The organism is Actinomadura sp. NPDC000929, from assembly GCF_040492065.1.
GTDB lineage: Bacteria > Actinomycetota > Actinomycetes > Streptosporangiales > Streptosporangiaceae > Spirillospora > Spirillospora verrucosospora.
Genome location: NZ_JBEUPA010000035.1, coordinates 26,676 through 47,139, shown reverse-complemented (window position 1 = coordinate 47,139; position 20,464 = coordinate 26,676). Strand labels below are relative to the sequence as shown.

The window sequence follows — 20,464 nt, the reverse complement described above, 5'->3', positions numbered from 1 at the left end:
GCATCTTCTGCGCATGCCGTCGCATCTGACGCGTCCGGCTCATGAGCGCCCCCAGGACTCCGGGGGAAGATGCCCTTGCGCGCGTAGTTCATCGCGCAGGTAGTACAGCGGATCCGGCTCGCCGTCGCGGTCGGCTCTGAGAGTGGCTCGCCCCGCAGCCGCCAGATTCGCGCGGTCCCGCCGGACTTTGGCCAGCAGGGACGAGAGCCGGGATATCTCGGAGAGGAGGTGGGGAACATCGGCGAGCGCGGCGTAGAGCCGCGCCCACAGATCCTCGATGGACGGCATTGCCTCGGAAAGGCTGGAGAGGATCTCCCGTGCGGCGAGGCTCCGCGTTCGCACCTCTTGAACGTTGACTTGGACATGCGGCGGTGTATCAGGCACCAAGGCATCCCTCCCTTCGGTAGGGGACGTCAGTGCTGAGAAAGCGACCGGACGAGAACGGCCACCAGCCGGCGGATTTCCGGCGCGGCGCTGGTCGCGGCGAGGAAGAACCCGAACAGCAGACACACCGCGATGTGCCAGCCACGAAGTCCCATGTACCGCCACGCGGCCCACACCACGGCGCCGAGGACCGCCACCAGGGGAACAGAGACGTTCACTGGCGCACCCTCCTCACAGCCACGGAGCCGGGTACTGCGGGCCGCGCCCGCGCCGGAGCCACCGGGCGCGAGCGCGGCACTTGCGGCACCTCCGGCTACCGGGCTCGACGCGTGCGCCGCAGGGGCACGTGTGACCGGTGATGGCGCGAGGCATCCGCATATTCACCGCCCCGCCGGTACGCGGGCCGGCGCGTCGTCGCATGTGCGGGTGCTGAGCACGCGCCTGGAGGCGGTGCCGATGCGGGACGTCTCGGCGAGCCCTCGTGCGGTCCGGCGCTCTTCGGCGTGGATGCCGATGACGAGCATCGCGAAGATTCCGCAGGTGGAGCCAGCGAGGAAGACGGCGAGGATCGCTGCCAGAACGAGGATCATCTTTGACCACTCCTCTCGTAAGGCCCGTATCCGGCGGGGACAGTCCGGGCGGTCGGTGTCTACGAGAAAGAGAGTGCGCCTGACCTGCGGGACGAGATCACTACATGACTGGACGTGTTCATGACGTCCTCATAGGCTTGACCGCGTCCTAGGACGTCCCGGAATCCGGACGGGTGCATGCCGAACGAACGCCTACGCGCCGCTCTACTAGAGCAGGGCCTCACTATCGCCACGCTCGCCGAGTCGCTCGACGTGGACCCAAAAACGGTAGAACGGTGGATCACCAAGGACCGCACCCCTTACCGGCGGCATCGCTACGCAGTAGCTTCGCGATTGGGTGTGGACGAGACTTTCCTGTGGCCGGACGCCCTCTCTAATGAGCAGGTCACCGCAGCGTCGAGTAGCGAACTTGTGACGATCTACCCGCACCGGACATCCGTCCCGAGGGACGCATGGGGACGTCTCTTCGCCACCGCCAAGGAGGAGATCGGCGTCCTGGTCTACTCCGGCCTCTTCCTCTCTGAAGACTCCGGCATCCAACGCACGTTCGCCGAGAAAGCGGAAGCTGGCGTCCGCGTCCGCATCCTCCTGGGCGACCCTGACAGCCCACAGGTAGCCGAACGAGGCGATGACGAGGGCGTAGGCGACGCCCAGGCCGCAAAGATCCGCAACGCCCTAGTCCTCTACAAGAACCTGCGCAGGCAAGACGGCGTCGAGTTCCGCTTTCACCGCACGGTCCTCTACAACTCGATCTACCGCGCCGATGACCAGCTCCTCGTCAACACCCACGTCTACGGCGTCACCGGCCCCCACGCCCCCGTCTGGCACCTACGCCGCATAGCCGGCGGAGACCTGGTCAACACCTACCTAGAGAGCTTCGAACGCGTCTGGGAACGCGCCACACCCATACCGGGGGACTGACCCATGGGCCGCAGAATCGACTACCACGACGACCCCAACGCCCCAGCAGCAAATAGTCTCGTCCCATCCGTCAACGTCGTCGTAGAGAATGATGACGGCGAGATCCTAATGATCCGCCGGACTGATAATGACAACTGGGCTCTTCCAGGCGGCGCGATTGATCTGGGCGAGTCGGTCACTCAAGCTGCCATCCGCGAAACTAAGGAGGAAACCGGTATCACCGTAGAAGTCACCGGCCTGATCGGCATCTACAGCGACCCAAGGCACGTAATTCACTACACCAGTGACGATGAGGTCCGGCAAGAGTTCTCAATAGTACTAACGTCTCTGTATAAAACCGGTGTGCTTACTGCGAGCAGTGAAAGTAAGAATGTTTCGTGGATACCGAAGGAGCTTCTTGGAACACTCCAAATGGATAATTCAATGTTGCGCCGAATTGGTGACTATTTGAAGGGTGGCCGAGGGCTACTCATCCCCGGTTAGGTCTCCCCTTCTACCGGGTCCTCCCCGAACAGTGCCTGGGCTGTAACATCAAAAGCTTCTCCAGAGACAAGAGCAAGGCTTTCCATTCCGTGAATCCAATGATCGAGCAAAAGAAGCTTCTTCAGATGCTTTAGTGCTTGCTCGATTCTGTACTCAGCGGAATCGTCCTCATCTCTTGTGGCTGCCAACGAAAGCATCCTTGCTACAAGATCGCCTTGTCGTCTGGCTCGCTCTCCATCTGGGGAGATCCGATCTATTGCTTTATCGGCAAGGTGCCATGCTCTCTGATCCATTAGAGAGTTCGTGACGTTGTGTAGCATAGACATCCTGAGGCTTGTTGATTCTATAGAATCTATGCGAGAGAAGACCGATGTCAGCAACTCCCTCGCGCGCTCTGGATTGGAATGGGACCATGCGGCTGCAATCTCACCAATTAGCATCGTGGCGTCTTGGGAAGAAGAGAGGCTGTAAGCTAGCTGCTCCGATGATTGAAAACGACCTCCATTAAGAAGCTTGCGAATCATCCAGCGCGCAACTTGACTCTGTATTTGTGAGATTTCGATCAAACTCAACTCTTCGGTGGCTTTCCTCAAGAGATAGTCGTACTCGTCTCCGCGCCCCTCATCTTTGAGTTTTATGAACATTCCAGTAAAAGCTTTGGTGCGTACTTCGTGACTCGCGATTGTCTCACATTGCTGTAGTGCGATGGGCAGGTGGTCAGGGAGAGGGAGCATGTCTATGATCCGGCCGACTGCCTCATCCGCTATCTGACGCTCGTCAATCATCTGAAATATTCTTTGGCCCTCAGTGGAAGCGCCAGAGGTCACCATAGATACTGCGATTTCAGCCTTCACCCGATCAGAGAATCTGGCGTCTATGATGAAAGAAAGCTCTTCTGCGTGACTCCATTGCCCAAGCTTCGCGTAAGTGCTCGCTGCCGTCGCAGCCGCCAGCATCAAAGTTCGATCGCTTACCGGAGGAGCGAGTTTTTCTCTCAGGGCACTCAATAGTTGTAGGGCAAGATCGCGGTGCATTTCGCATAGGAGGCCCGCGACACGTGCCGAAACATAGATATGATACCGTTTGCTTTTTATGCTGCTGAGAGTGTCGAGAGCAATCTCACCTTCTCCTGCCTCTGCTAGGGCAATGGCAAAGTCTCCCCACAAATTGTCGTCGTCCGTGGTTCCCTTGATAGAAGAAATGAACGTCTGGATTTCTTGCCATTGACGAATTTCCCCAAGAATGCGGACTACTTTGCGAGCGGCGAGTTTCCGGAGATTGGCCTGCTGAATAAGGCGAGTTGTGCGGCTGGCTTGAACGGCCAATCGGTGGGCTAGCGTTGGGGAGTGCTTCGAGATCTTAGAGGCAACGTACTCAAGGGCCTCCACCTGATCGAATAGAGACATCCTGGCCCTCTGAAATTTTTTAAACGAGCGAGGTTGTAGATCCGCCCAGAGCGAGGCCGCTACGTCCGATCCTGTCTTCAAGCTGTGAATAAGTCTATAGCGCTCGAGGGCAAGCCGAACGAGATCAGTTACGTTAAAGTCGGGGCTCTGAAGCAAAAGTGATCGCGTGGCATCTATGTTGTTCAAGACAGAGACAGGTGCAGAACGGCGGTTGCGCATCAAGTCTAGTCTGCGTGGATCAGTTGTGACTCTCCTCAGCTGCTCCGTATCCTTGGCGGTAATGAGCAAACGCCAATAGGGCTGGAGGAGATAACCTGGCGTGTCTTCGGGCCATCCAGCATCCTGATACCCTCTGGCCCAGGTGTAGAGATTTTCTTTGAAGCGAGCCAGGTCGGCGCCCAACAACTCCTGAGCCTTAGCTTGAAGGGTCTGATGAGCAAAAAAGTACGTCGGCTCGCCTCGATCGGGCAGGCCCTTCTTTAGAGTCCTTCCGAGGCTACCGTTTAGCCTTCTCTTGAGGATGTAGCTACTCGCGCCCAGCAGCTCGGCGAAATCCTTAGATGTTAGACCATCACCACATGCCACCAGAAGCCCAAGGATCTTGTAGTTCTCAGGGCTGTCCCTCATTTGGGCATGAAGTTCGTTCTCTGCTTCAATTTCCAGATTTTTTGCATGTGGAGAAGCGCTGAGAGGCCTCCTTGTGCAAGTTCTTAGCGGATGTTGTGCCGGTACGTCGTGGGGCAGATCTGGATGAGGACGCCCCGTAACGATTACTCGGGTATTGTTGCCCAAGAACGCACGAGGAAGCATAGAAGCAATACTCGTGCCAGCGAGATTATCCTCGTCGAGCCCGTCGATCACAAGGACGAGGCGCTCCGCTTTGGAGATGTGAGCAGCGGCGACTTCAACCAACCGTAGAAAAATCTCATACTGATTCACCTGTCCCGTAGGGCCGGGTGCCGGCTCTCCCGCTATGAGGGCGAGCTGTAAAATCATTGTGCGCAAGAAGGCGCTGCTGTCAGCCTCACTAACCAGCCTAGAGGTTACGAAGAAGGCTGCTACACGTGTTCCACGAGGGGGATTGAGCGTAAATTCAGCCATCAGAGCTGTTTTTCCCGCCCAGGGCGGAGCTTGAAGCCAAATGTAGTTCTCGTTGCTCGCAACGAACTCGGTTAGTCGTCGTAGTTCGGAGCGTCGATCGATAAGTTGAGGCGCTGCGAGGTTGCGCACCTGTGCAAGGTAAGTATTCCGGGAACGAAGAACTCTACTGTCGGGAATCGCCTCCTCGATCTCGGAAGCGGCAGATGGCAAGCAGCCTATACTGGTGAGTTTTTCCAGTTCTTCTGAACCAAGAGATTCGTACCAGGTGCTGATTTGAACCGCATCAAGCCTTCCCGGCCCTTCACGCCAATGGTGCCTACTAACAAGCCCGATTAGCATCCCATTCGCAAAGAGGGCCGTCCCCGATATGCCACTCCACGGCGATATTTGCCCCTGTGTTGGTGCGGGTGGATTGGCTATGTTAACTTCAAGTGTACGCGATTTCTGGTTTGAAAGCAGAGAGATACTTCCTGACAAGTAGAAGCTATCTCTGAAAGCAATCTTTTGTGATGGGTCACTCGAAGATGAAGTTGCGCGTATCTTGAAGGCCGGGTATCCCATGCCTGTGCATTGAATTACCGTATCCCTATCACGGCTGATTCGACCAAATTTCAGACGTTCGGAGCGCTTTGTGGCTTCAGTTTTTTCTATCCGAATAACCGCCACATCTAGCGACTCTTCATTTGAGAAGGAAATGACCTCGCCTGGGCCGGTCCACTCCTCAGGGCTTTCGGCTCTGAATCTAACTCTAATTTGTGCGGCATCCCTAATCGCGTGTGCGCACGTAATAACTAGCCCATTGGCGATGAGGTATCCGCTGGCCCGCTCCTCTCCGCCGCTATCCTTTTTGTCGACAATTATCTCGGCCGCCCAGTCGGGATTCGGCTCGGTATCAGTGGTGGATGCAGATAGCCAATATTCCTCGGATTCGGACGTCATCGGCTGTCAAGTTTAGCGCTCGCCATCGAAGGATTTTCCCGATACCCAAGGATTGGTTCCAGAGGAGGACAGGCGCGGGTCGAGTGTGAGTTTAATTCGGTGATTCGTGGCTGTCGCGGCTTTTGTTTCTCCGTGAGCATCGAGGACCCAGAATCTGACTTTGACCCCACCACTGACTTCTTCAGTGACAGTTACTGTTAGTTCAAGCTCAATCGGACCTAGCTCAAAATGAAGGTCTTCTTGACTGGAATCTCTTATGGCTCGGCTGAGTTGAGCTTTGAGTTCACTAATAATGATAGGCAATTCAATCATCAATAAATCCTCGTGGCTAAAGTTTAGAGAGTATTTCTCTGAAGGCTTCGTTCGATTTCCTGGACAGCACTCCTCAGTTCTCTCTCGGCTTCGTTGATGAAGTTGGTTACGATGTCTGACGGTCCATATCGATTGCGAATTTCGGCCACCCGAGTAGCAACTTCCACTGGGAGCCCGTCCGGAGTCGTGGTCATGTCACAGTAGGTTAGAGCGTTGCGAAGAACGGGCCCCATAGGAGGAAACTCTAGCGCCAACTCGGTTGCGAGGCAGCGCATTCGCGCTTCGATCAGGGCGCAAGAGTGGTGCGCGACCAGCCGACATAGATGATCATCAGCTCGGTGCGTGTCTCGGATGTAGCGGGCGCCGTCCAGGGGGTGGAAGCCGGTGGCGACGAGGTCTGGGGCGTAGCCGATGTCGTGTAGCCATGCTGAGGCCTCTAGAAGGTCTGCCTGGTTGCCGAGTATGGGGGCGAGCCCGCGGGCTTGACGGGCTACGCCCTGGGTGTGAGCCCATCGGCGGGGGAGTGGACGCTCTAGGTGCTTGCGTGCAAGGTCACGTGCCCATACTGCGGTGTTCTTCATGGGGGCGACGTTATGCGCAGGCGGTTGGACGTCCACGGGCATGTTGGGATCATCTAGGGACGTCTTGACGAACGTAGCGTCCTTTGCCGTGCACGCAGGTGACCAGGCCGGCGGTTTCGAGGGTGATGAGGGCCGCGCGGGCGGTGGAGCGGGATACGCCGTGGCGCCGGGCGAGCTGTTTCTCGCTGGGGAGTGCGTCACCCGCTCGGAAGCTTCCGGTCTCGATCTGGTGGCGCAGGTTTGCGGCGATGTGCTCTGTGCGCGTGCGCGGTTGGGCGTCGGGGGCATGGGCGAATCGGCCAACGCCGGCGCGGACGGTGATGAGTCCTTCGGCTTGGAGGGCTGACAGGGCCCGCCGCACGGTGCTGCGGACGACGCCGAACTCGATGCAGAGGGCGGCCTCGCTAGGTATACGGGCGCCGGGAGCGTAGGTGCCGTCTGTGAGGCGGTGCCGTAGTACGCGCGTGATGTACACGTAGGTTCCCCAGGCCGTGCGGCGGGTCATGTCAGAGCTGCTCGTCTCTCAGGGGCTCGAATGCCGCCGCAACCCACGGTTGGAGCAGGATGTTCAGCTTGTCCGCGGCAAGGCTGAGACGTTTGCACGGCGTGAGCCATAGGCCGGTGCTGGATAGGTACCACCAGGTGCCGTTGCCCCAGGCCACGGAGATGCTTTCGCCGATGGTGGGCGCGCCTTTGGAGTAGACGCGTAGGAGGGTGCGGGGTGTCTCGGTGCGGAGTTGGGTCGTCCAACCGTCACAGCGCAGGACGAGGGCGAGGCGCGTGAGGTGCCAGCGTGCGCGCCATGGACCGCTGTAGGTGGGCGGAGGGAGCGCGGTCGGTGCGTTCGGGGGAAGCAGCACCAACCGCGCCACCTCCTCCCCACCCCATGAGGCCGTGCTCCCCATCACGGCCTCCTCCGGTGACAGTTGCGGGGCTCGCTCCCGTGCCATCACCGGGTCCTTGGGCGCGTGTTCTTGGCGCGCTCGCCCTCGTGGACGAGGGCCTCACGCAACGCGGCGGGGTTCGATGCGATCACCGTCGGATCCACGCCGGCGCGCGGGTCGTGCAGGCTCGCCACCCAGTCTCCGAGACGTCCGTCCCACCGGGTGGCGCGCCATATGCGGTATCCGGTGAAGTCCCGGCGCAAGTCGGCGAGCGCCTTCTCTGCCGCCTCTGCTTCGGCTTTGAAGGGGTCGGGATTGGTCTGAGGGGGCTGTTCGGTGGACATGGGGTGGGCTCCTCGTCTTGCGGGTTCGTTGGTACGAGGTGGCGTGTTCGCCTGTGTCCAGAGCCTTCCGTCCGGTGCGGGACCTCTCTATCGGCATCTAGGGACGTCTAGGGACGTCTTCTGTTAGCGTCGTTCATGCGTCGTTCTCACTTGCATCGCGGGAGGCCCGATGAACGACTTGTTGCGACGTGCACTTGCAGACGCGAGCCTGACCGAAACCGACGTTGCGGCGCGGTTGCGTGTGGACCCCAAGACCGTCCAGCGGTGGGTCGCGGGGCGTGTGCCCTACCCACGCCACCGGACGCGGGTCGCGTCGCTGGTCGGACGGGACGAGGTCGACCTATGGCCGCATCTCGCCATGACGAACGTCCGGGTAGAGCCGCCGGTGACCGACGTCTTGGCGACCTACCCGCACCGGTGGGCCGTGCCTCGTTCGGTGTGGCATCAGCTCTTTCGGGCCGCGCGCGACGAGATCGGCGTACTGGCCTACGCGGGGCTCTTCCTCGCAGAGGACATGGGCATCATGCGCGTGCTCGCACAGCGAGCACGCGACGGCGTCGCCGTTCGCATCCTGCTCGGCGACCCGGACGGCATTTGCGTTGCTGAGCGCGGGAGTGATGAGGGCGTTGGCGAGTCCATGGCCGCGAAGATCCGAAACGCTCTGGTCCACTACCGAGCATTGCGGGAGGTGGACGGAGTTGAGATCCGCCTACATGACACCGTGCTCTACAACTCCGTCTACCGCGCCGATGACGACCTACTGATCAACCCGCACGCCTACGGCATTGCTGCTTCCCATGCTCCCGTCCTTCACCTGCGGCGAGTCGCAGACGGCGACATGGCGAGCACGTACCTAGAGAGCTTTGACCGCGTATGGTCTGGCGCATTCCCCATCGACTAAGAAAATGTCTCGAAATGTAGCGCTCTGGAACTCGGCACCGAATTTGTTGAACATTCAGCGCTTCGTACACCAAATGGAATCGATGAGCAGTTCCATCGCCAGGCTCGGAGATCGAATCAGAGGCCGCGCTCGATAGCGGCGGCTAGCGCGCGAAGTCGCATCGCGGCGGGTTTGACGTCGCCGAGCCGATACGTGGAGTACCGAGGATCCGTCGATTCTTCAACCTTTTGCACTATGGATGGGTCAAGTCGATCTAGCAGAGAGAAAGTTTCGAGCAACTCATCAACGCTCGGTGCCAGTTCCGACTTGCGCTCAATTAGAGATACGTCTCTCGGGGAAAAAGGCTCTTCCATTTCGAGTTCGGCCTTGAGTCGTGCAATCACAAGGGTAATAATATCGAGTTCTCGTTGCCGTGTATCAATCAAGTCGGCGAGTCTGGAATGTCCGTCAGTTGCTTCGAACATCATCCCAATTTCATTGGGATGAAGGCCGAGTACTTCAGTTGATAGGACGAGATCGCCAAGCTCGCTGGCCGTGACGAGGACCCAACCCTTCCTTTGTGCTGACTTCGTAATAGTGTCGCCACTAAAGGACGGAGCAACGATCGCCACGAACTCTGCGGAATGTCTGTCTTTGTGGGTTCCGATCGCGAACTCGTTTACGTTTCCGTGTGCAATATGGCCCGACGCAGTCGACTTCCCGTCGACGATCGCAGTTCGCAGGACTCCCCCTGCGTCATGCCACTGGACAAGAACGTCAGTGTCGCCGGAGCCACCAATCCGCTGCGTTTGGAACCCCATGTGTTGAAATGCACGCTCCAGGGCCGCTTCGAACGCAGCGCCGGACGCCTTCCCGTCTGCCGCCGGGTCCGCCGCCGTACGGACAAGGTGCGTTGCGATGTCGGAGGCCTCGGTCTCAGTGCGCACCACGGCACTGGAATCGGTCTGACTGGGATCAGTCACAGACTCCGGCACGACACTTGGCTCTGCCAATGGGAGTGTATCGGTGAGACGGCGGCCCGTGGGTGTGGCCTGCACCGATGACCAGGACGTTTCGAGGAGGAGGCCGGCATCGATCAAGAAGGAGATAAGCCAGCGCACCTTGTCCTTGTTCATACCATAACGCGCACCTTCGGTATATACGTAGGTACGAGCGACGTTCGTCGTAGCCGAGCGAAGCAATTCGCCAACGAACCGCATGTTTCCGTGAAGAATGCGGATGAAGTCAATGTCGGATCCCGTAGTCAACCATGCTTTTGCTGCTGGCGTTGCAGAAAAAACTCCTCGGCGAACCTCCTGCAGAAGTCCCGATGCACGCATGAAAGGAAGCATCGAGTCGACACTGCTCCGCTTCAATTCGAAGCGATTTGCAATGAAAGCGAGGAATTCTTCCTTGGGGATTGGGTCCTCGGCGGCAGCAATGCAAACCCTCAGATTTTCAACCTTGTTCGGGTCGCTGGCTGGGCTGGGTACCCAAATATTATAGGTCTTTCGTGTCTCTTGTTCTCCGGGGTTCGCCGATAGTCGATCAAGGAGAATGGCGATTTCAGTCGGGGCTTCGGGAATATCCGCGGCAAGCCTTTCGGTATTGAGCGTCAGAGCTTCTGGGGAAACGGTTTCCCATGTCTCGAAAACTTTTCGCCCTTCTTGGGTTGCAGTTTGTTTCCGGTCTGCTAGCCATTCAGTTAGGCCTAGTACCTCTAGCCAGGTCATCCTGAGGCGAGTGTTGTTGACGCTTTTCCAGTCGAGGTTGTATGTCTCAACGAGTTTAGCGTTGGCTTCCTCTACTGTGAGCGGTTCCCGGACGAGAAGGCCCAGTACTTCCGCGAAGAGCCGGACTCGATCAGCCATCAAGCTCGCCAGGTGTGACGGCGACTTCTCTGCAAGTAGTTGAGCCCCATCTGTTGTTAGTTCAAGTGTTCCCTTTCGGTTCTCTATTAGCCCCATCGAGCGTAGGACTCCTGCGATCTTCCGCCAAGTCAGGGAGTATTCTCCGCTCGATAGATGAGGGCGTACTTCGAGATCGGTGGCGGTCCCGTTGGCGATCAGTTGGAGCAGTTCGAGCGTCCGCGAAAACATTTCCCGCTTCCCGGCGTGGAGATTCGGCGCCGAAGCGGCTTGTCGCAGCCATCTCGCTCTCTGAGCTCCAAGAACATCTTGGGTGACGGGCGTGCCAGTTGACGAGTCGGTCGGATCGTGTTCGGCTTCTCTTGTCACACTAATCCCCATAGCTCTTGTGATGCACACCATTGATTATGGTCCCAACGAGACCGCATCATACAGACTTTATCTTCCGTGCGTGGTGTATGTGCGCTGAGAGCCATCATTAGGGAAGTTGAAGGACCATGCGGCATGCGGCCATGCAAGTATGGCTTGATCATTACCTTCCGCACAGGCGTTCGAATCGCAGTGTGCGCATGTGGGGGCTCTCCTCCCGGTCGGCCTGTGGGGCAGTCGGGCGCACCGAGCCGCATGCCGAAACCCCAGTCACGGCCTGTGTGAGACGTGACTGGGGCTCCATGGCTCATGCTGAGGTAGGCGGCTCCGCGCTCGCGATGATCTGCTTCACCTTGCGGCGGTCGATGGCGTACTTCTCGGCGAGGTGGCGCTGAGAAACCGGGCGACCAGGGCCCCTGAGGCTTGCTCTGTACTCATCTAGCACCGCTTCCTCCAGCGGGCGCTCCACTTTGGTACGGGGGTGCTCCGGTTCGGTACGTTGCTCGTCTTGGGTGAGGTCTGGGCTGGCTGCGGCGCGGGTGAGGGTCATCAGGAGTTCGAAGGAGCCGACGAGGGCGAGGGCCGGCCAGGCGCTGACTATCGCGCCTATGGGGCCGTGGGAAACGCCGTGCGCCACGTTGGCGCCTACTGTGGCCACGATGCCTACGGCGAGGCTCCACTTGGCCAGCGGTGGTGCGGGGTGCTTCCGGCGGCTCGCGTCCAGGATCACCATGGATGCGGCCCAGATAAGGCCGTCCACCGTGAACGGGACGAGGCGTGCCGTGGGGCCGGACTCGCCGTGCGAGTGGACGAGTTCGTACGCGTGGCGGTACGAGATGACGGCTGCCACGGTGGCTACCGCCACCACGGCGAGCGCGGTTGTGATGCGGATGAGGCGGTCAGTCACGGCCCAGCTCCCGTCGCCACTCCTGGGCGCATGGGTCGTCCTCGCCGTGGGTGATGAGGCGTTCGGCGAGCATGAGGGCCGTGATTGCTGCGTTGCGGTCGAGAGGGCGTGGGCACGTGGTGACGTGCCATCCGCAGTCGGTTCGCGTGGCGGTGGCGATGACCTGGCCGGCTGCCGTGGCGGTCATCGTGGTTGCGGTGATTTCTAGGGCCATGGGTGTGGCCTCCTCCCTGCTGAGAGGGGGAGCCACGGGAGCCAATCCGGGGAGCCAGCGCCAGTGGGTTTGGTTCGACGGTGCTGGACGGGGCCGGACTGGTCCCGTGGGCTCCTTTCCTTGTTTTCGCAGGTGAGCGGCTCCCTGGACGACTTCCCCGGACGACCCCGGACGGGGCGCGAATAAGGCTGACTCAGGGGTTCCCTAAGTGAGGCTTAAAGGTGTTCTGGTTGGGGGGTTGGGCGGCTTAGCGTTTGGGGTGTCAGATCGGAGACACGGCGGAGGTGCACAGGCGGAGAGCAGAGCGATCGTCGGCTGAGGTTCCGACTGAGGTTCCTGATTGAGACAGACTTCTGGCCTGCACGGCCCCCTAACCCCGCTCTGGGGCCGTGCGGGCCAGAAGCCTTTTCAGGGGCGGGGGAGGGCGCCGAGGAGGAGCAGGCGGAAGGCGTCGGCGGTGCCGGTGGCGGTGGTGTCGCCGGTGGCGAGGCGGCGGATGGCCAGGCCGTAGAGCATCGCGACGATCGCGGGGGCGTGGTGTTCGGCGTCCGGGATGTCCAGGGCCTTCAGGATGGCGGTGGCCAGGCGGTCGTAGGCCTCGATGGAGCGCGTGGAAGTCTCGCGGAGGGCCGGGTCGCGGGCGGCGTGCAGGTGGAGTTCGAGGTTCGCGATCTGCTCGGGGCCGTGGGCGAACTCGACGACGGCCTTCTCGACCTGGTCGGCGGCCTGGACGGGCGCGATGCCGGACTCGGCGAGGGCTGTGACGTAGGCCGTGATGCGGGCGATCTCCTGCTCGACGAAGGCGTGCAGCGCCTCGCGCAGCAGGTCCTCCTGGCTGGGGAAGTGGTAGGTCAGGGAGCCGAGGGAGACGCCGGCCGCGCGGGCGACGGCGCGGTTGGTCACGGCGCCGATGCCCTGTTCGCCGATCAGGCGGAGGGTGGCGTGGAGGATCCGGTCACGGGCGTTCATCGGTGCTCAGTCTTCCCCACAACGGATGCGTTCAGTATCGTTCGTTCGAACGAACGATAGCGGGAGGCGGCGTGGAGCTGGGGCTGGCCGGGCAGGCGGAGGCGCTGGCGAGGGGAGAGATCTCCTCGAGTGAGCTGGTGGAGGAGAGCCTGGAGGCCATCGGCCGGGGCGAGGCGCTCGGCGCGTTCCGGGTGGTGCGGGCCGAGGCGGCCGCGCAGGAGGCGCTGGAGGCCGACAAGCGGCTGGCGGAGGGGGAGCGGCTGCCGCTGCTCGGGGTGCCCGTCGCCATCAAGGACGACACGGACATCGTGGGGGAGACCACGCCCTTCGCGGTGGCGGGGGACCACCGGCCGGTGGCGCGGGACGGGGAGGTCGTGCGCAAGCTGCGGGCGGCCGGGGCCGTCATCGTGGGGAAGACGACGACGTGCGAGCTCGGGTTGTGGCCGTTCAGCGAGTCGCGGGAGTACGGGATCGCGAGGAACCCGTGGAATCCCGACTACTCGCCGGGCGGGTCGTCGGGCGGGTCGGCGGCGGCCGTGGCGGCGGGCATGGTCGCGGCGGCGGTCGGGTCCGACGGGGCGGGGTCGATCCGCATCCCGGCGGCGTGGACGGGCCTGGTGGGCATCAAGCCCCAGCGCGGCCGGGTCTCCGGGCACCCGCACACCGATCCGTTCAACGGGATCACCGTGTGGGGGCCGCTCGCGCGCACCGTGGGGGACGCGGCCCTGCTGCTCGACGTGCTGACCGGCAGCCACGCCGAGGACGTGTACCGGCTCGACCCGCCGATCACCCCGTTCGCCGAGGCGGCGAGGCGGGAGCCGGGCAGGCTGCGGATCGCCGTCTCCTACCGGACGGCCCTCGGGGTCAGCGGGAGGCTCGACCCGCAGATCCGGGCGGCCGTCGAGCGGCTCGCGCGGAGGCTGACCGACCTCGGGCACAAGGTGTTCCCGGCCGACCCCGACTACGGGCCGACGGCGCTCGGGCTGGTGCCGCGCGGGACGGCCGGGGTCGCCGACTGGCTGGACTCCCTGCCGAACCCGCGGCCCGACCCGAGGACGGAGGCCGAGGCGCGGCTGGGGAGGGTCCTCGGGAGGCGGCTGCTGCCCCTGGCCAAGCGGCTGGACCCGTATCTGCGGAGGCGGGTCGGGCGCATCTTCCAGATCGCGGACGTGGTGCTGACGCCCACGACGGCGCAGCCGCCGCTGCGGGTCGGGGCCTTCGACGGGGCCGGCTACCACCGGACGCAGTCGGGGGTCGCGGCCGCGTGCCCTTACGCGTGGACGTGGAACGTGCTGGGATGGCCCGGAGTGAACGTCCCCGCGGGGTTCACCAGGAACGGGCTGCCCATCGGCGCCCAGTTGCTCGGGCACGACTCCGACGAGGCGACGCTCATCTCGCTCGCGGCGCAACTGGAGTCGGTCGAAGGGTGGGCCGGGCTGCGCCCCTAGACGCGTGACGGGCCGCCGGTGCGGGGGTCCAAGCCGGTACCGGCGGCCCGTCGCGTTCAGTAGCCGGCGCCGGTGAGCATGCCGCCGTCGACGAGGACCTCGCTGCCGGTGCAGTAGGTCGAGTCGTCCGAGGCGAGGAAGACGACCAGCCCGGTGATCTCTTGCGCCTTGCCCATGCGGCCGAGGGGGAGCGCCTTCATGAACGCGTCGGCGCTGGCGGCCGTGGCGGAGACGATGTCGTCCTGCATGGTCAGGGGCGTCAGCACCCCGCCGGGGTGGATGGAGTTCACGCGGATGCCGTACTGGCCGAGCTCGCGGGCGGCGGACTTGGTCAGCCCCCGGACGCCGAACTTGCTGGCGCTGTAGGCGGCGAGGCCGGCGGCGCCGATGAAGCCCTCGGTCGAGGACACGTTGACGATCGAGCCGCCGCCCGCCGCGCGCATCGGGGCGGTCACCGTCTTCACCCCGAGCCACTGGCCGACCAGGTTCACGTCCAGGATCTGGCGGAACTCCTCGACGGCCATGTTCTCGATGGTCTTGTGCCGGAGGATCCCGGCATTGTTGACCAGGACGTTCAGCGCCCCGAAGGTCTCGGTGGCGGTCTGGACGGCCCGCTGCCAGTCCTCCTCGCGGGACACGTCCATCCGGACGAAGCGGGCGCCGTCCCCGAGGTCGGCGGCCAGCTTGGCGCCCTCCTCCTCCAGGACGTCGCCGAAGACCACCCTGGCGCCCTCGTCCAGGAACCGCCGGACGTGCGCCTTGCCCATGCCGCGCGCGCCGCCCGTGATCAGCGCCACCTTGCCGTCAAGCTGCCCCATCAACGCTCCTCGTCGCCCGTTGCCTCCCGGTCAACCTAGCGAACGCTTGGTCAACTGAACAAGGCGGCCCTAGCCGGCGCGCAGCCCGCCGAACATCAGCGTGAGCATCCGGTCGGCGTACGCGCCGGGGTCGGGGGTGCGCTCGGACGCGACGCCGATCGCGTTCGCGAGCCGCAGCAGGTCGCCGGGATCGATCTCGGCGCGGACGGAGCCGGTCCGCTGCGCCCGCTCCAGCAGCCGGCCGAGCGCGGTGCGGATGGCGTCGGCCGCGGCGCCGAGCCCGGTGGCCGCCCACTCGGGCCCCATCGCCTCGATGATCACGGTGCAGGTGCCGCGCGGGGTCGAGGCGCCCGCGAGGTAGGTGCGCAGCCAGCGGGCGAGCGCCGCCTCCGGGTTCGGTTCGGCCAGCAGCGCGTCGGCGTGCCCGAGCAGGCCGTCGATCCGCTCGCGCAGGACGGCGTGCAGCAGCGCGTCCCGGGTGGGGAAGTGCCGGTAGAGCGTCCCCGACCCGACGCCCGCCCGCCTGGCGATCTCGTCGAGGGACGCGCCCGTGCCGTGCTCGGTGAAGGCGGTGCGAGCCGTCGTGACGAGTCGCTCGTAGTTGCGGCGGGCGTCGGCCCGCATCGGCCGGGTCTCCATGGGCACCGTCCAGCGGTCGCGGGCGGCCTGACGCGGCCCCCGGCCTGCTTCTTTCGACGAGCCTGCCATTGTCCAGGGCGGATGCGCTACCCGGAGCGCGCGGCGAGTGCGCCGCGGGACAGCCGGTCGGCCCTGCGCGTCGTCTCCGGCAGCCGGTACTCGGGCGTCAGGGCGAGGACGGTGCGGCACGCGGCGTCGAGGCCGGTGCGGTGGCCGACGGACACGAACACCGGCTTCACGCCGTCGCGGGTCCGCAGCACCCGCCCGACGGTCTCGCCGCCGTCCAGCAGCGGGCTCGCGTCGCCGCGCCGCGGGCCCGGCTGCTCGTACGTCCCGACGAACGCGGTCTTGCCGACGCCGACGGACGGCAGGCCGGTCAGCACGCCGAGGTGGCACGCGAGGCCGAAGCGGCGCGGGTGCGCGATCCCGAAGCCGTCGCAGAGGAGCAGGTCGGGCGTGGTCTCCAGGGCGCGGAGCGCGTCGAGCAGCGTGGGCAGCTCCCGGAACGCGAACAGGCCCGGGACGTAGGGGAAGGCCGCCGTTCCGACGGCGACCGACTCCTCGACGACCTCCAGCGTCGCGGCGTCCAGGACGACCACGGCGGCGGCCAACCGGTCGCCCGCGCCGCCGCCGTCGCCCGCGTAGGAGACGTCCAGGCCGGCGACGGTGCGCGGCGCGGCCGGGCCCGGGACGTCGAGTTCGAGCATCGGACGCAGCCGGTCCTGGATCGCCTCGGCCTCCCGCGGCGTGGACGGCCAGGGATGCAGATCGCGTACGTCCATGGCAGGACGCTACCGCTCTTGCGCGGCGGCGACCGCGGCCGTCACGACAGCGACGCGTACGCCGCCTGCGTCAGCCGGTAGGCGCGCAGGTCGCCGGACGCCTGGTCGCCCATCAGGTTCGGCAGGTAGGCGAGCGCGAGCCCGGCCTCGGGGTCGCCGAGCCCGACCGAGCCGCCCGCGCCGGTGTGGCCGAACGCCGACGCGCGCCCCGCCCTCGGGGTGAAGAAGGTCTGCGAGGGGCGCATGAATCCGAGGCCGAAGGTGCTCCGGACGAGCAGCGTGCGGTCGGGGCCGCTGACGCGCGGGCGGACGGCCTCGCGCAGCGTGTCCGGGCGCAGGACGCGGCCCGCCGTGAGGTCGCGGTAGAACCCGGCGAGCGCGGGCGCGGTCGTCGTCATCCCCGCGGCAGGCCACCCGGCGCGCAGCACGACCGGGTTGTTGTAGCCGCCCTTGCCCGGATGCGGGTTGTTCAGCGACCGGTTCATCATGGACCGCGGGTCGGTGTAGGCCTCGGCGAGCCGGGTCAGGACGTCCTGCCCGGTGGCGCCGAGCGCGTCGGTTCCGGGCGCGTCGGTCCCGCCGCCGGTACGCCGGCCCGCCGACAGTTTCGCGGCCCGCTCGATCACCTCGTCCGGGGCCCCGATCCACAGGTCCAGGTCGCGGGCGAACTCGTCCTTCACGAAGGCGCCGACCGTCCGCCCGCCGGAGTGGCGGCGGACGATCTCACCGGCCAGCCAGCCGTAGGTCAGCGCGTGGTAGCCGTGGGCCTCGCCGGGCGTCCACTCGGGCTCCTGCGCGGCCAGTTCCGCCGCGCGGGCCGGGGCGTCCGCGGCCTCCTCCGCGGAGACGGGACGCGCGAACGCGGGCAGGCCCACCTGGTGCGACAGCAGATGCGCGGCCGTCGCGCCGTCCTTGCCCGCGGCGCCGAACTCCGGCCACCAGTCCGTGACCGGGCCGTCGACGTCGTAGGCGCCGCGCTCGGCGAGCAGCAGCGCCGCCGCGGCCGTCACCGCCTTGGTGCAGGAGAACCCGAAGCAGGGGGTGTCGGCCTGCCACGCGCGTCCGGTGCGGCGGTCGGCGACACCGCCCCACAGGTCGACGACCTTGCGGTCGCCCGCGTAGACGGCGACGGCGGCGCCCAGCTCGCGTCCCTCGGCGAAGTGCTCCTCGAACACGTCGCGGACGCGGGCGAACGCCGGATCGCAGTGGCCCTGCACCGTGCTGCTCATGCGCGATCCTCTCAGGCGGGGACTCCATAGAATCACGTTCTAGGACGTTCCGCCGCGCCGGGATCGCCTCAGGATCGGCCCAGGTGGTGGACGGGTTCGGTGATCGGGCCGGCGGCGCGCTGGGCGGGGCGCGTCCGGCCGAACTCCAGCGTGAGCAGCGCCGCGGCCAGCCACGCGATGTCGAACCAGGACCGGAAGACCACGCTGCGCGGCTTGTAGGACGGCCTGAACTTCTTGTCGAACAGGTACAGCGACTCCACGGCGATCCACGGGTCGAGGAGGTGCAGCGCCCGGTAGCCGGCCTTCTCCAGCAGGCCGCGCTCGTCGGCGTCCAGCAGCTCGCGGAAGGCGGCGAAGTTCAGCGAGACGAGCCCGTGCCCGTGCTCCGCCGCGTACTCGACCATCTCGACGATGAGGCGCTCGTTGACGCCGTTCGGGCCGCCGGGGTCGCGGCGCATCGCGTCCAGGCTGACGCCCTCGCCCGCGGTGACGTAGCGCTGGAACGCGATGGGCTCCTTGTCCTCGTCGTAGGCGACGGCGACGATCGCGCCCGGGTGGTACCCGGTGAGCAGCTCGTCCAGGTTCATGGAGAAGCCGCGTTCGGCCGCGCCGCCGAGGGAGCGGGACGCGACGTCCAGCAGCTTCCCGCGCAGCGCGGGCGTGAGCTCCCGTTCCGGGAGGATCTCGGACGAGACGCCGAAGTTCTCGGTGCGCTTGACGGCCTGCCGGACGTTGCGCATCTTCCGCCCGGACAGGCTGAACTCGGCGGGGCGGATGACGACCTCGTCGCCGAAGCCGATCGAGCGGCACCGCCCCCAGGCCGGGAGCAGGGCGTCGCTCGCGCCGAGGACGGCCGGGCGCCAGCCGGTGGTCCGGCACATCGACAGGAACGCCCGCACGGCGTCGGTGTGCGAGGCCGGGTCGCCGACCGGGTCGCCGCCCGCCACCGCCATGCCGAACAGGACCCGGTAGCCGATCGCGGCGCGGCCGTCCGCGCTGAACACGTACGCCTTGTCGCGGCGCAGCGCGAACGGGGCGAGGGTGTCGGAGCCGGGGTGCAGGACGAGGCCCGCGACGCGGGCGCGCTCCGCCTCGTCGCCGGGCGGGGGCGCCGGGTCGGGCGCGAGGAGTGTGATCACCAGGACGAGCAGGCCGGCGGCGCCGGCGAGGCCGAGCACGCCCGGGAGCCAGGACGCCCCGTCCATGGGCGCGCCGGTGGCGCCGAGCCCGATGGCGACGTCGCCGACCGACCGGACCGACACCCCGCCGAGGACCAGCGAGAAGAGGGTCGCGGCGGCGAGCAGCAGGGCGCCGGTCTTCACGGCCGCGCGGACGCGTTCGGGGTGCGGGCGCACGGGGAACCGGCCGCGCTCCAGCCACAGCCCGCCGAGGGCGGCGGCGAGGAGCGGCAGCCGCCACAGCGGGTCGTCGCCGGACAGCGCGGCGAGCAGGCCGAGGAGCGCCAGCGTGACGAGCCCGTACCAGGCGGCGCGGCGGCGCAGCAGCACGCCGCGGGCGACCAGGGCGAGCGCGAGGGCCAGCACGACGGCGTGCTCCGGCCTCAGCGGGCTGCCGGTGGCGAGCTCGGACAGCCGGCCGAGCCAGTGCGGGGCGTCCGCGAACGCGGGCACCGCGATCAGGGCGGCGACGAGGGCCGCCGTCAGCGCCAGCGGCCAGACGGGCCGCGCATGGGGCGCCGCGTCCGGTCCGCCCGCGGCCGGAGGGCGGGAAACGCCGGCCCTCCGCAAAGACTCGTCCGATAGCACGAAGCACACCTCCGCTGAGCCCCCAACCAAGATCTTCCGGAACTCATTCCCGGGTTCGGTCGTTGTTATGGGCCTTGACCCAGCGTACGGCCGGACCGCCGGCCGGGCGCCGTCACCGGGGCATACCCGGCCGGGCGGCCGGGACACCGCTAGCCTCGTGGTGATGAAGAGGCTCCTGCTCGTCCACCACACGCCCTCGCCGTCCGTCCAGGCGATGGTCGAGGCGGTGCGCGCCGGCGCGTCGACCGACGAGGTCCAGGGCGTGGAGGTCGTGTCCCGCGCGGCGCTGTCCGCCACCGCCGTGGACGTCCTGGAGGCCGACGGCTACCTTCTGGGCTCTCCGGTGAACCTCGGCTACCTGTCCGGTGCGCTGAAGCACTTCTTCGACCAGATCTACTACCCCTGCCTGGAGGAGACGGTGCGCCGCCCGTTCGGCGCCTTCCTGCACGGCAACAACGACGCCACCGGCGCCGTGCGGGCCCTGGACGCCATCACCACAGGGCTGAGGTGGAAGGCCGTCCAGCCGCCCCTGGTGGTGATGGGCGAGCCCGGCAAAGCGGACCTCGAGGCGTGCTGGGAACTCGGCGCGATCACTGCGGCGGAGCTCGGAGACGTCTGAGGCGGGTGCGC

Annotated in this window: 23 protein-coding genes; 5 read left to right on the top strand and 18 right to left on the bottom strand. The window is 65.3% G+C overall.

What is annotated here, in order from left to right; genetic code table 11:
* Positions 1 to 39: 39 nt before the first annotated feature.
* From ABWI04_RS15745 to ABWI04_RS15735, 3 genes are all read right to left on the bottom strand, one after another.
* Entirely contained in the window at positions 40 to 342 is a 303-nt protein-coding gene (locus tag ABWI04_RS15745) for a hypothetical protein (protein ID WP_353832860.1), read from the bottom strand.
* A gap of 71 nt (positions 343 to 413) precedes the next feature.
* Positions 414 to 602: a hypothetical protein gene (locus ABWI04_RS15740; RefSeq protein ID WP_353832859.1), complete on the bottom strand. Its 189-nt coding sequence runs from the start codon at positions 600 to 602 to the stop codon at positions 414 to 416.
* Between the two features lie 162 nt (positions 603 to 764).
* On the bottom strand, positions 765 to 974 hold the full coding sequence (locus ABWI04_RS15735) for a hypothetical protein (RefSeq protein WP_353832858.1): 210 nt from the start codon (positions 972 to 974) through the stop codon (positions 765 to 767).
* A gap of 339 nt (positions 975 to 1,313) precedes the next feature.
* Here ABWI04_RS15735 and ABWI04_RS15730 point away from each other — a divergent pair, with 339 nt between their 5' ends.
* Together ABWI04_RS15730 and ABWI04_RS15725 are read left to right on the top strand one after the other, a co-directional pair.
* On the top strand, positions 1,314 to 1,895 hold the full coding sequence (locus ABWI04_RS15730) for an XRE family transcriptional regulator (protein WP_353832857.1): 582 nt from the start codon (positions 1,314 to 1,316) through the stop codon (positions 1,893 to 1,895).
* 3 nt (positions 1,896 to 1,898) lie between these two features.
* Positions 1,899 to 2,378, top strand: a complete 480-nt coding sequence (locus ABWI04_RS15725) for an NUDIX domain-containing protein (RefSeq protein WP_353832856.1) — start codon at positions 1,899 to 1,901, stop codon at positions 2,376 to 2,378.
* Here ABWI04_RS15725 and ABWI04_RS15720 read toward each other — a convergent pair.
* From ABWI04_RS15720 to ABWI04_RS15695, 6 genes are all read right to left on the bottom strand, one after another.
* Positions 2,375 to 5,824: a S1 family peptidase gene (locus tag ABWI04_RS15720; protein WP_353832855.1), complete on the bottom strand. Its 3,450-nt coding sequence runs from the start codon at positions 5,822 to 5,824 to the stop codon at positions 2,375 to 2,377. The two genes, ABWI04_RS15725 and ABWI04_RS15720, sit on opposite strands and share 4 nt — an antisense overlap.
* A gap of 12 nt (positions 5,825 to 5,836) precedes the next feature.
* Positions 5,837 to 6,136 (bottom strand): trypco2 family protein, encoded by a 300-nt coding sequence (locus ABWI04_RS15715; protein WP_353832854.1) that lies wholly within the window; start codon positions 6,134 to 6,136, stop codon positions 5,837 to 5,839.
* 23 nt (positions 6,137 to 6,159) lie between these two features.
* On the bottom strand, positions 6,160 to 6,717 hold the full coding sequence (locus tag ABWI04_RS15710) for an HD domain-containing protein (protein WP_353832853.1): 558 nt from the start codon (positions 6,715 to 6,717) through the stop codon (positions 6,160 to 6,162).
* A 49-nt stretch (positions 6,718 to 6,766) separates the two neighbouring features.
* A complete protein-coding gene (locus tag ABWI04_RS15705; RefSeq protein WP_353832852.1) occupies positions 6,767 to 7,222 on the bottom strand; it encodes a GntR family transcriptional regulator in 456 nt (151 codons plus the stop codon).
* Position 7,223: 1 nt separating this feature from the next.
* Complete coding sequence (locus ABWI04_RS15700; protein WP_353832851.1) at positions 7,224 to 7,580, bottom strand: hypothetical protein; 357 nt, start codon at positions 7,578 to 7,580, stop codon at positions 7,224 to 7,226.
* An 86-nt stretch (positions 7,581 to 7,666) separates the two neighbouring features.
* The gene (locus tag ABWI04_RS15695) at positions 7,667 to 7,945 is read right to left on the bottom strand and encodes a hypothetical protein (protein ID WP_353832850.1); all 279 of its coding nucleotides are present in this window, start codon (positions 7,943 to 7,945) and stop codon (positions 7,667 to 7,669) included.
* A gap of 169 nt (positions 7,946 to 8,114) precedes the next feature.
* Here ABWI04_RS15695 and ABWI04_RS15690 point away from each other — a divergent pair, with 169 nt between their 5' ends.
* Positions 8,115 to 8,846, top strand: a complete 732-nt coding sequence (locus ABWI04_RS15690) for a DUF5919 domain-containing protein (protein ID WP_353832849.1) — start codon at positions 8,115 to 8,117, stop codon at positions 8,844 to 8,846.
* A 116-nt stretch (positions 8,847 to 8,962) separates the two neighbouring features.
* On the opposite strand, the gene ABWI04_RS15685 is transcribed toward ABWI04_RS15690, so the two are convergent.
* The 4 genes from ABWI04_RS15685 to ABWI04_RS15670 all read right to left on the bottom strand — a co-directional run bounded on the left by ABWI04_RS15685 (position 8,963) and on the right by ABWI04_RS15670 (position 13,152).
* Positions 8,963 to 11,062, bottom strand: a complete 2,100-nt coding sequence (locus ABWI04_RS15685; RefSeq protein ID WP_353832848.1) for a restriction endonuclease — start codon at positions 11,060 to 11,062, stop codon at positions 8,963 to 8,965.
* Positions 11,063 to 11,369: 307 nt separating this feature from the next.
* Positions 11,370 to 11,969 (bottom strand): DUF2637 domain-containing protein, encoded by a 600-nt coding sequence (locus ABWI04_RS15680; RefSeq protein ID WP_353832847.1) that lies wholly within the window; start codon positions 11,967 to 11,969, stop codon positions 11,370 to 11,372.
* Complete coding sequence (locus tag ABWI04_RS15675; protein WP_353832846.1) at positions 11,962 to 12,156, bottom strand: hypothetical protein; 195 nt, start codon at positions 12,154 to 12,156, stop codon at positions 11,962 to 11,964. The genes ABWI04_RS15680 and ABWI04_RS15675 overlap by 8 nt, the downstream gene beginning before the upstream one ends.
* Before the next feature lie 435 nt (positions 12,157 to 12,591).
* Positions 12,592 to 13,152, bottom strand: coding sequence for a TetR/AcrR family transcriptional regulator (locus tag ABWI04_RS15670; protein ID WP_353832845.1), 561 nt, complete (start codon positions 13,150 to 13,152; stop codon positions 12,592 to 12,594).
* A 71-nt stretch (positions 13,153 to 13,223) separates the two neighbouring features.
* On the opposite strand from ABWI04_RS15670, the gene ABWI04_RS15665 reads away from it, so the two are divergent.
* The gene (locus tag ABWI04_RS15665) at positions 13,224 to 14,600 is read left to right on the top strand and encodes an amidase (protein ID WP_353832844.1); all 1,377 of its coding nucleotides are present in this window, start codon (positions 13,224 to 13,226) and stop codon (positions 14,598 to 14,600) included.
* A 56-nt stretch (positions 14,601 to 14,656) separates the two neighbouring features.
* Here ABWI04_RS15665 and ABWI04_RS15660 read toward each other — a convergent pair whose 3' ends face one another.
* The 5 genes from ABWI04_RS15660 to ABWI04_RS15640 all read right to left on the bottom strand — a co-directional run bounded on the left by ABWI04_RS15660 (position 14,657) and on the right by ABWI04_RS15640 (position 19,834).
* Complete coding sequence (locus ABWI04_RS15660; RefSeq protein ID WP_345175142.1) at positions 14,657 to 15,418, bottom strand: glucose 1-dehydrogenase; 762 nt, start codon at positions 15,416 to 15,418, stop codon at positions 14,657 to 14,659.
* A gap of 69 nt (positions 15,419 to 15,487) precedes the next feature.
* Positions 15,488 to 16,057: a TetR/AcrR family transcriptional regulator gene (locus tag ABWI04_RS15655; RefSeq protein WP_353832843.1), complete on the bottom strand. Its 570-nt coding sequence runs from the start codon at positions 16,055 to 16,057 to the stop codon at positions 15,488 to 15,490.
* Positions 16,058 to 16,143: 86 nt separating this feature from the next.
* Entirely contained in the window at positions 16,144 to 16,839 is a 696-nt protein-coding gene (gene nfi / locus ABWI04_RS15650; RefSeq protein ID WP_353832842.1) for a deoxyribonuclease V, read from the bottom strand.
* Positions 16,840 to 16,880: 41 nt separating this feature from the next.
* Positions 16,881 to 18,068: a serine hydrolase domain-containing protein gene (locus tag ABWI04_RS15645; RefSeq protein ID WP_345175147.1), complete on the bottom strand. Its 1,188-nt coding sequence runs from the start codon at positions 18,066 to 18,068 to the stop codon at positions 16,881 to 16,883.
* 68 nt (positions 18,069 to 18,136) lie between these two features.
* A complete protein-coding gene (locus ABWI04_RS15640; RefSeq protein WP_353832841.1) occupies positions 18,137 to 19,834 on the bottom strand; it encodes a bifunctional lysylphosphatidylglycerol flippase/synthetase MprF in 1,698 nt (565 codons plus the stop codon).
* Between the two features lie 163 nt (positions 19,835 to 19,997).
* Between ABWI04_RS15640 and ABWI04_RS15635 the strand changes: the two genes are divergently transcribed.
* Positions 19,998 to 20,453, top strand: coding sequence for a flavodoxin family protein (locus ABWI04_RS15635; RefSeq protein WP_353832840.1), 456 nt, complete (start codon positions 19,998 to 20,000; stop codon positions 20,451 to 20,453).
* Positions 20,454 to 20,464: the final 11 nt, after the last annotated feature.

Coding starts and splice junctions, on each gene's coding strand:
- ABWI04_RS15670 (WP_353832845.1), bottom strand. CDS start 13,152: ATGAACGCCCGTGACCGGATCCTCCACGCCACCCTCCGCCTGATCGGC.
- ABWI04_RS15675 (WP_353832846.1), bottom strand. CDS start 12,156: ATGACCGCCACGGCAGCCGGCCAGGTCATCGCCACCGCCACGCGAACC.
- ABWI04_RS15695 (WP_353832850.1), bottom strand. CDS start 7,945: ATGTCCACCGAACAGCCCCCTCAGACCAATCCCGACCCCTTCAAAGCC.
- ABWI04_RS15720 (WP_353832855.1), bottom strand. CDS start 5,824: ATGACGTCCGAATCCGAGGAATATTGGCTATCTGCATCCACCACTGAT.
- ABWI04_RS15645 (WP_345175147.1), bottom strand. CDS start 18,068: ATGAGCAGCACGGTGCAGGGCCACTGCGATCCGGCGTTCGCCCGCGTC.
- ABWI04_RS15710 (WP_353832853.1), bottom strand. CDS start 6,717: ATGAAGAACACCGCAGTATGGGCACGTGACCTTGCACGCAAGCACCTA.
- ABWI04_RS15725 (WP_353832856.1), top strand. CDS start 1,899: ATGGGCCGCAGAATCGACTACCACGACGACCCCAACGCCCCAGCAGCA.
- nfi (WP_353832842.1), bottom strand. CDS start 16,839: ATGGACGTACGCGATCTGCATCCCTGGCCGTCCACGCCGCGGGAGGCC.
- ABWI04_RS15660 (WP_345175142.1), bottom strand. CDS start 15,418: ATGGGGCAGCTTGACGGCAAGGTGGCGCTGATCACGGGCGGCGCGCGC.
- ABWI04_RS15705 (WP_353832852.1), bottom strand. CDS start 7,222: ATGACCCGCCGCACGGCCTGGGGAACCTACGTGTACATCACGCGCGTA.
- ABWI04_RS15715 (WP_353832854.1), bottom strand. CDS start 6,136: ATGATTGAATTGCCTATCATTATTAGTGAACTCAAAGCTCAACTCAGC.
- ABWI04_RS15635 (WP_353832840.1), top strand. CDS start 19,998: ATGAAGAGGCTCCTGCTCGTCCACCACACGCCCTCGCCGTCCGTCCAG.
- ABWI04_RS15690 (WP_353832849.1), top strand. CDS start 8,115: ATGAACGACTTGTTGCGACGTGCACTTGCAGACGCGAGCCTGACCGAA.
- ABWI04_RS15735 (WP_353832858.1), bottom strand. CDS start 974: ATGATCCTCGTTCTGGCAGCGATCCTCGCCGTCTTCCTCGCTGGCTCC.
- ABWI04_RS15655 (WP_353832843.1), bottom strand. CDS start 16,057: ATGGAGACCCGGCCGATGCGGGCCGACGCCCGCCGCAACTACGAGCGA.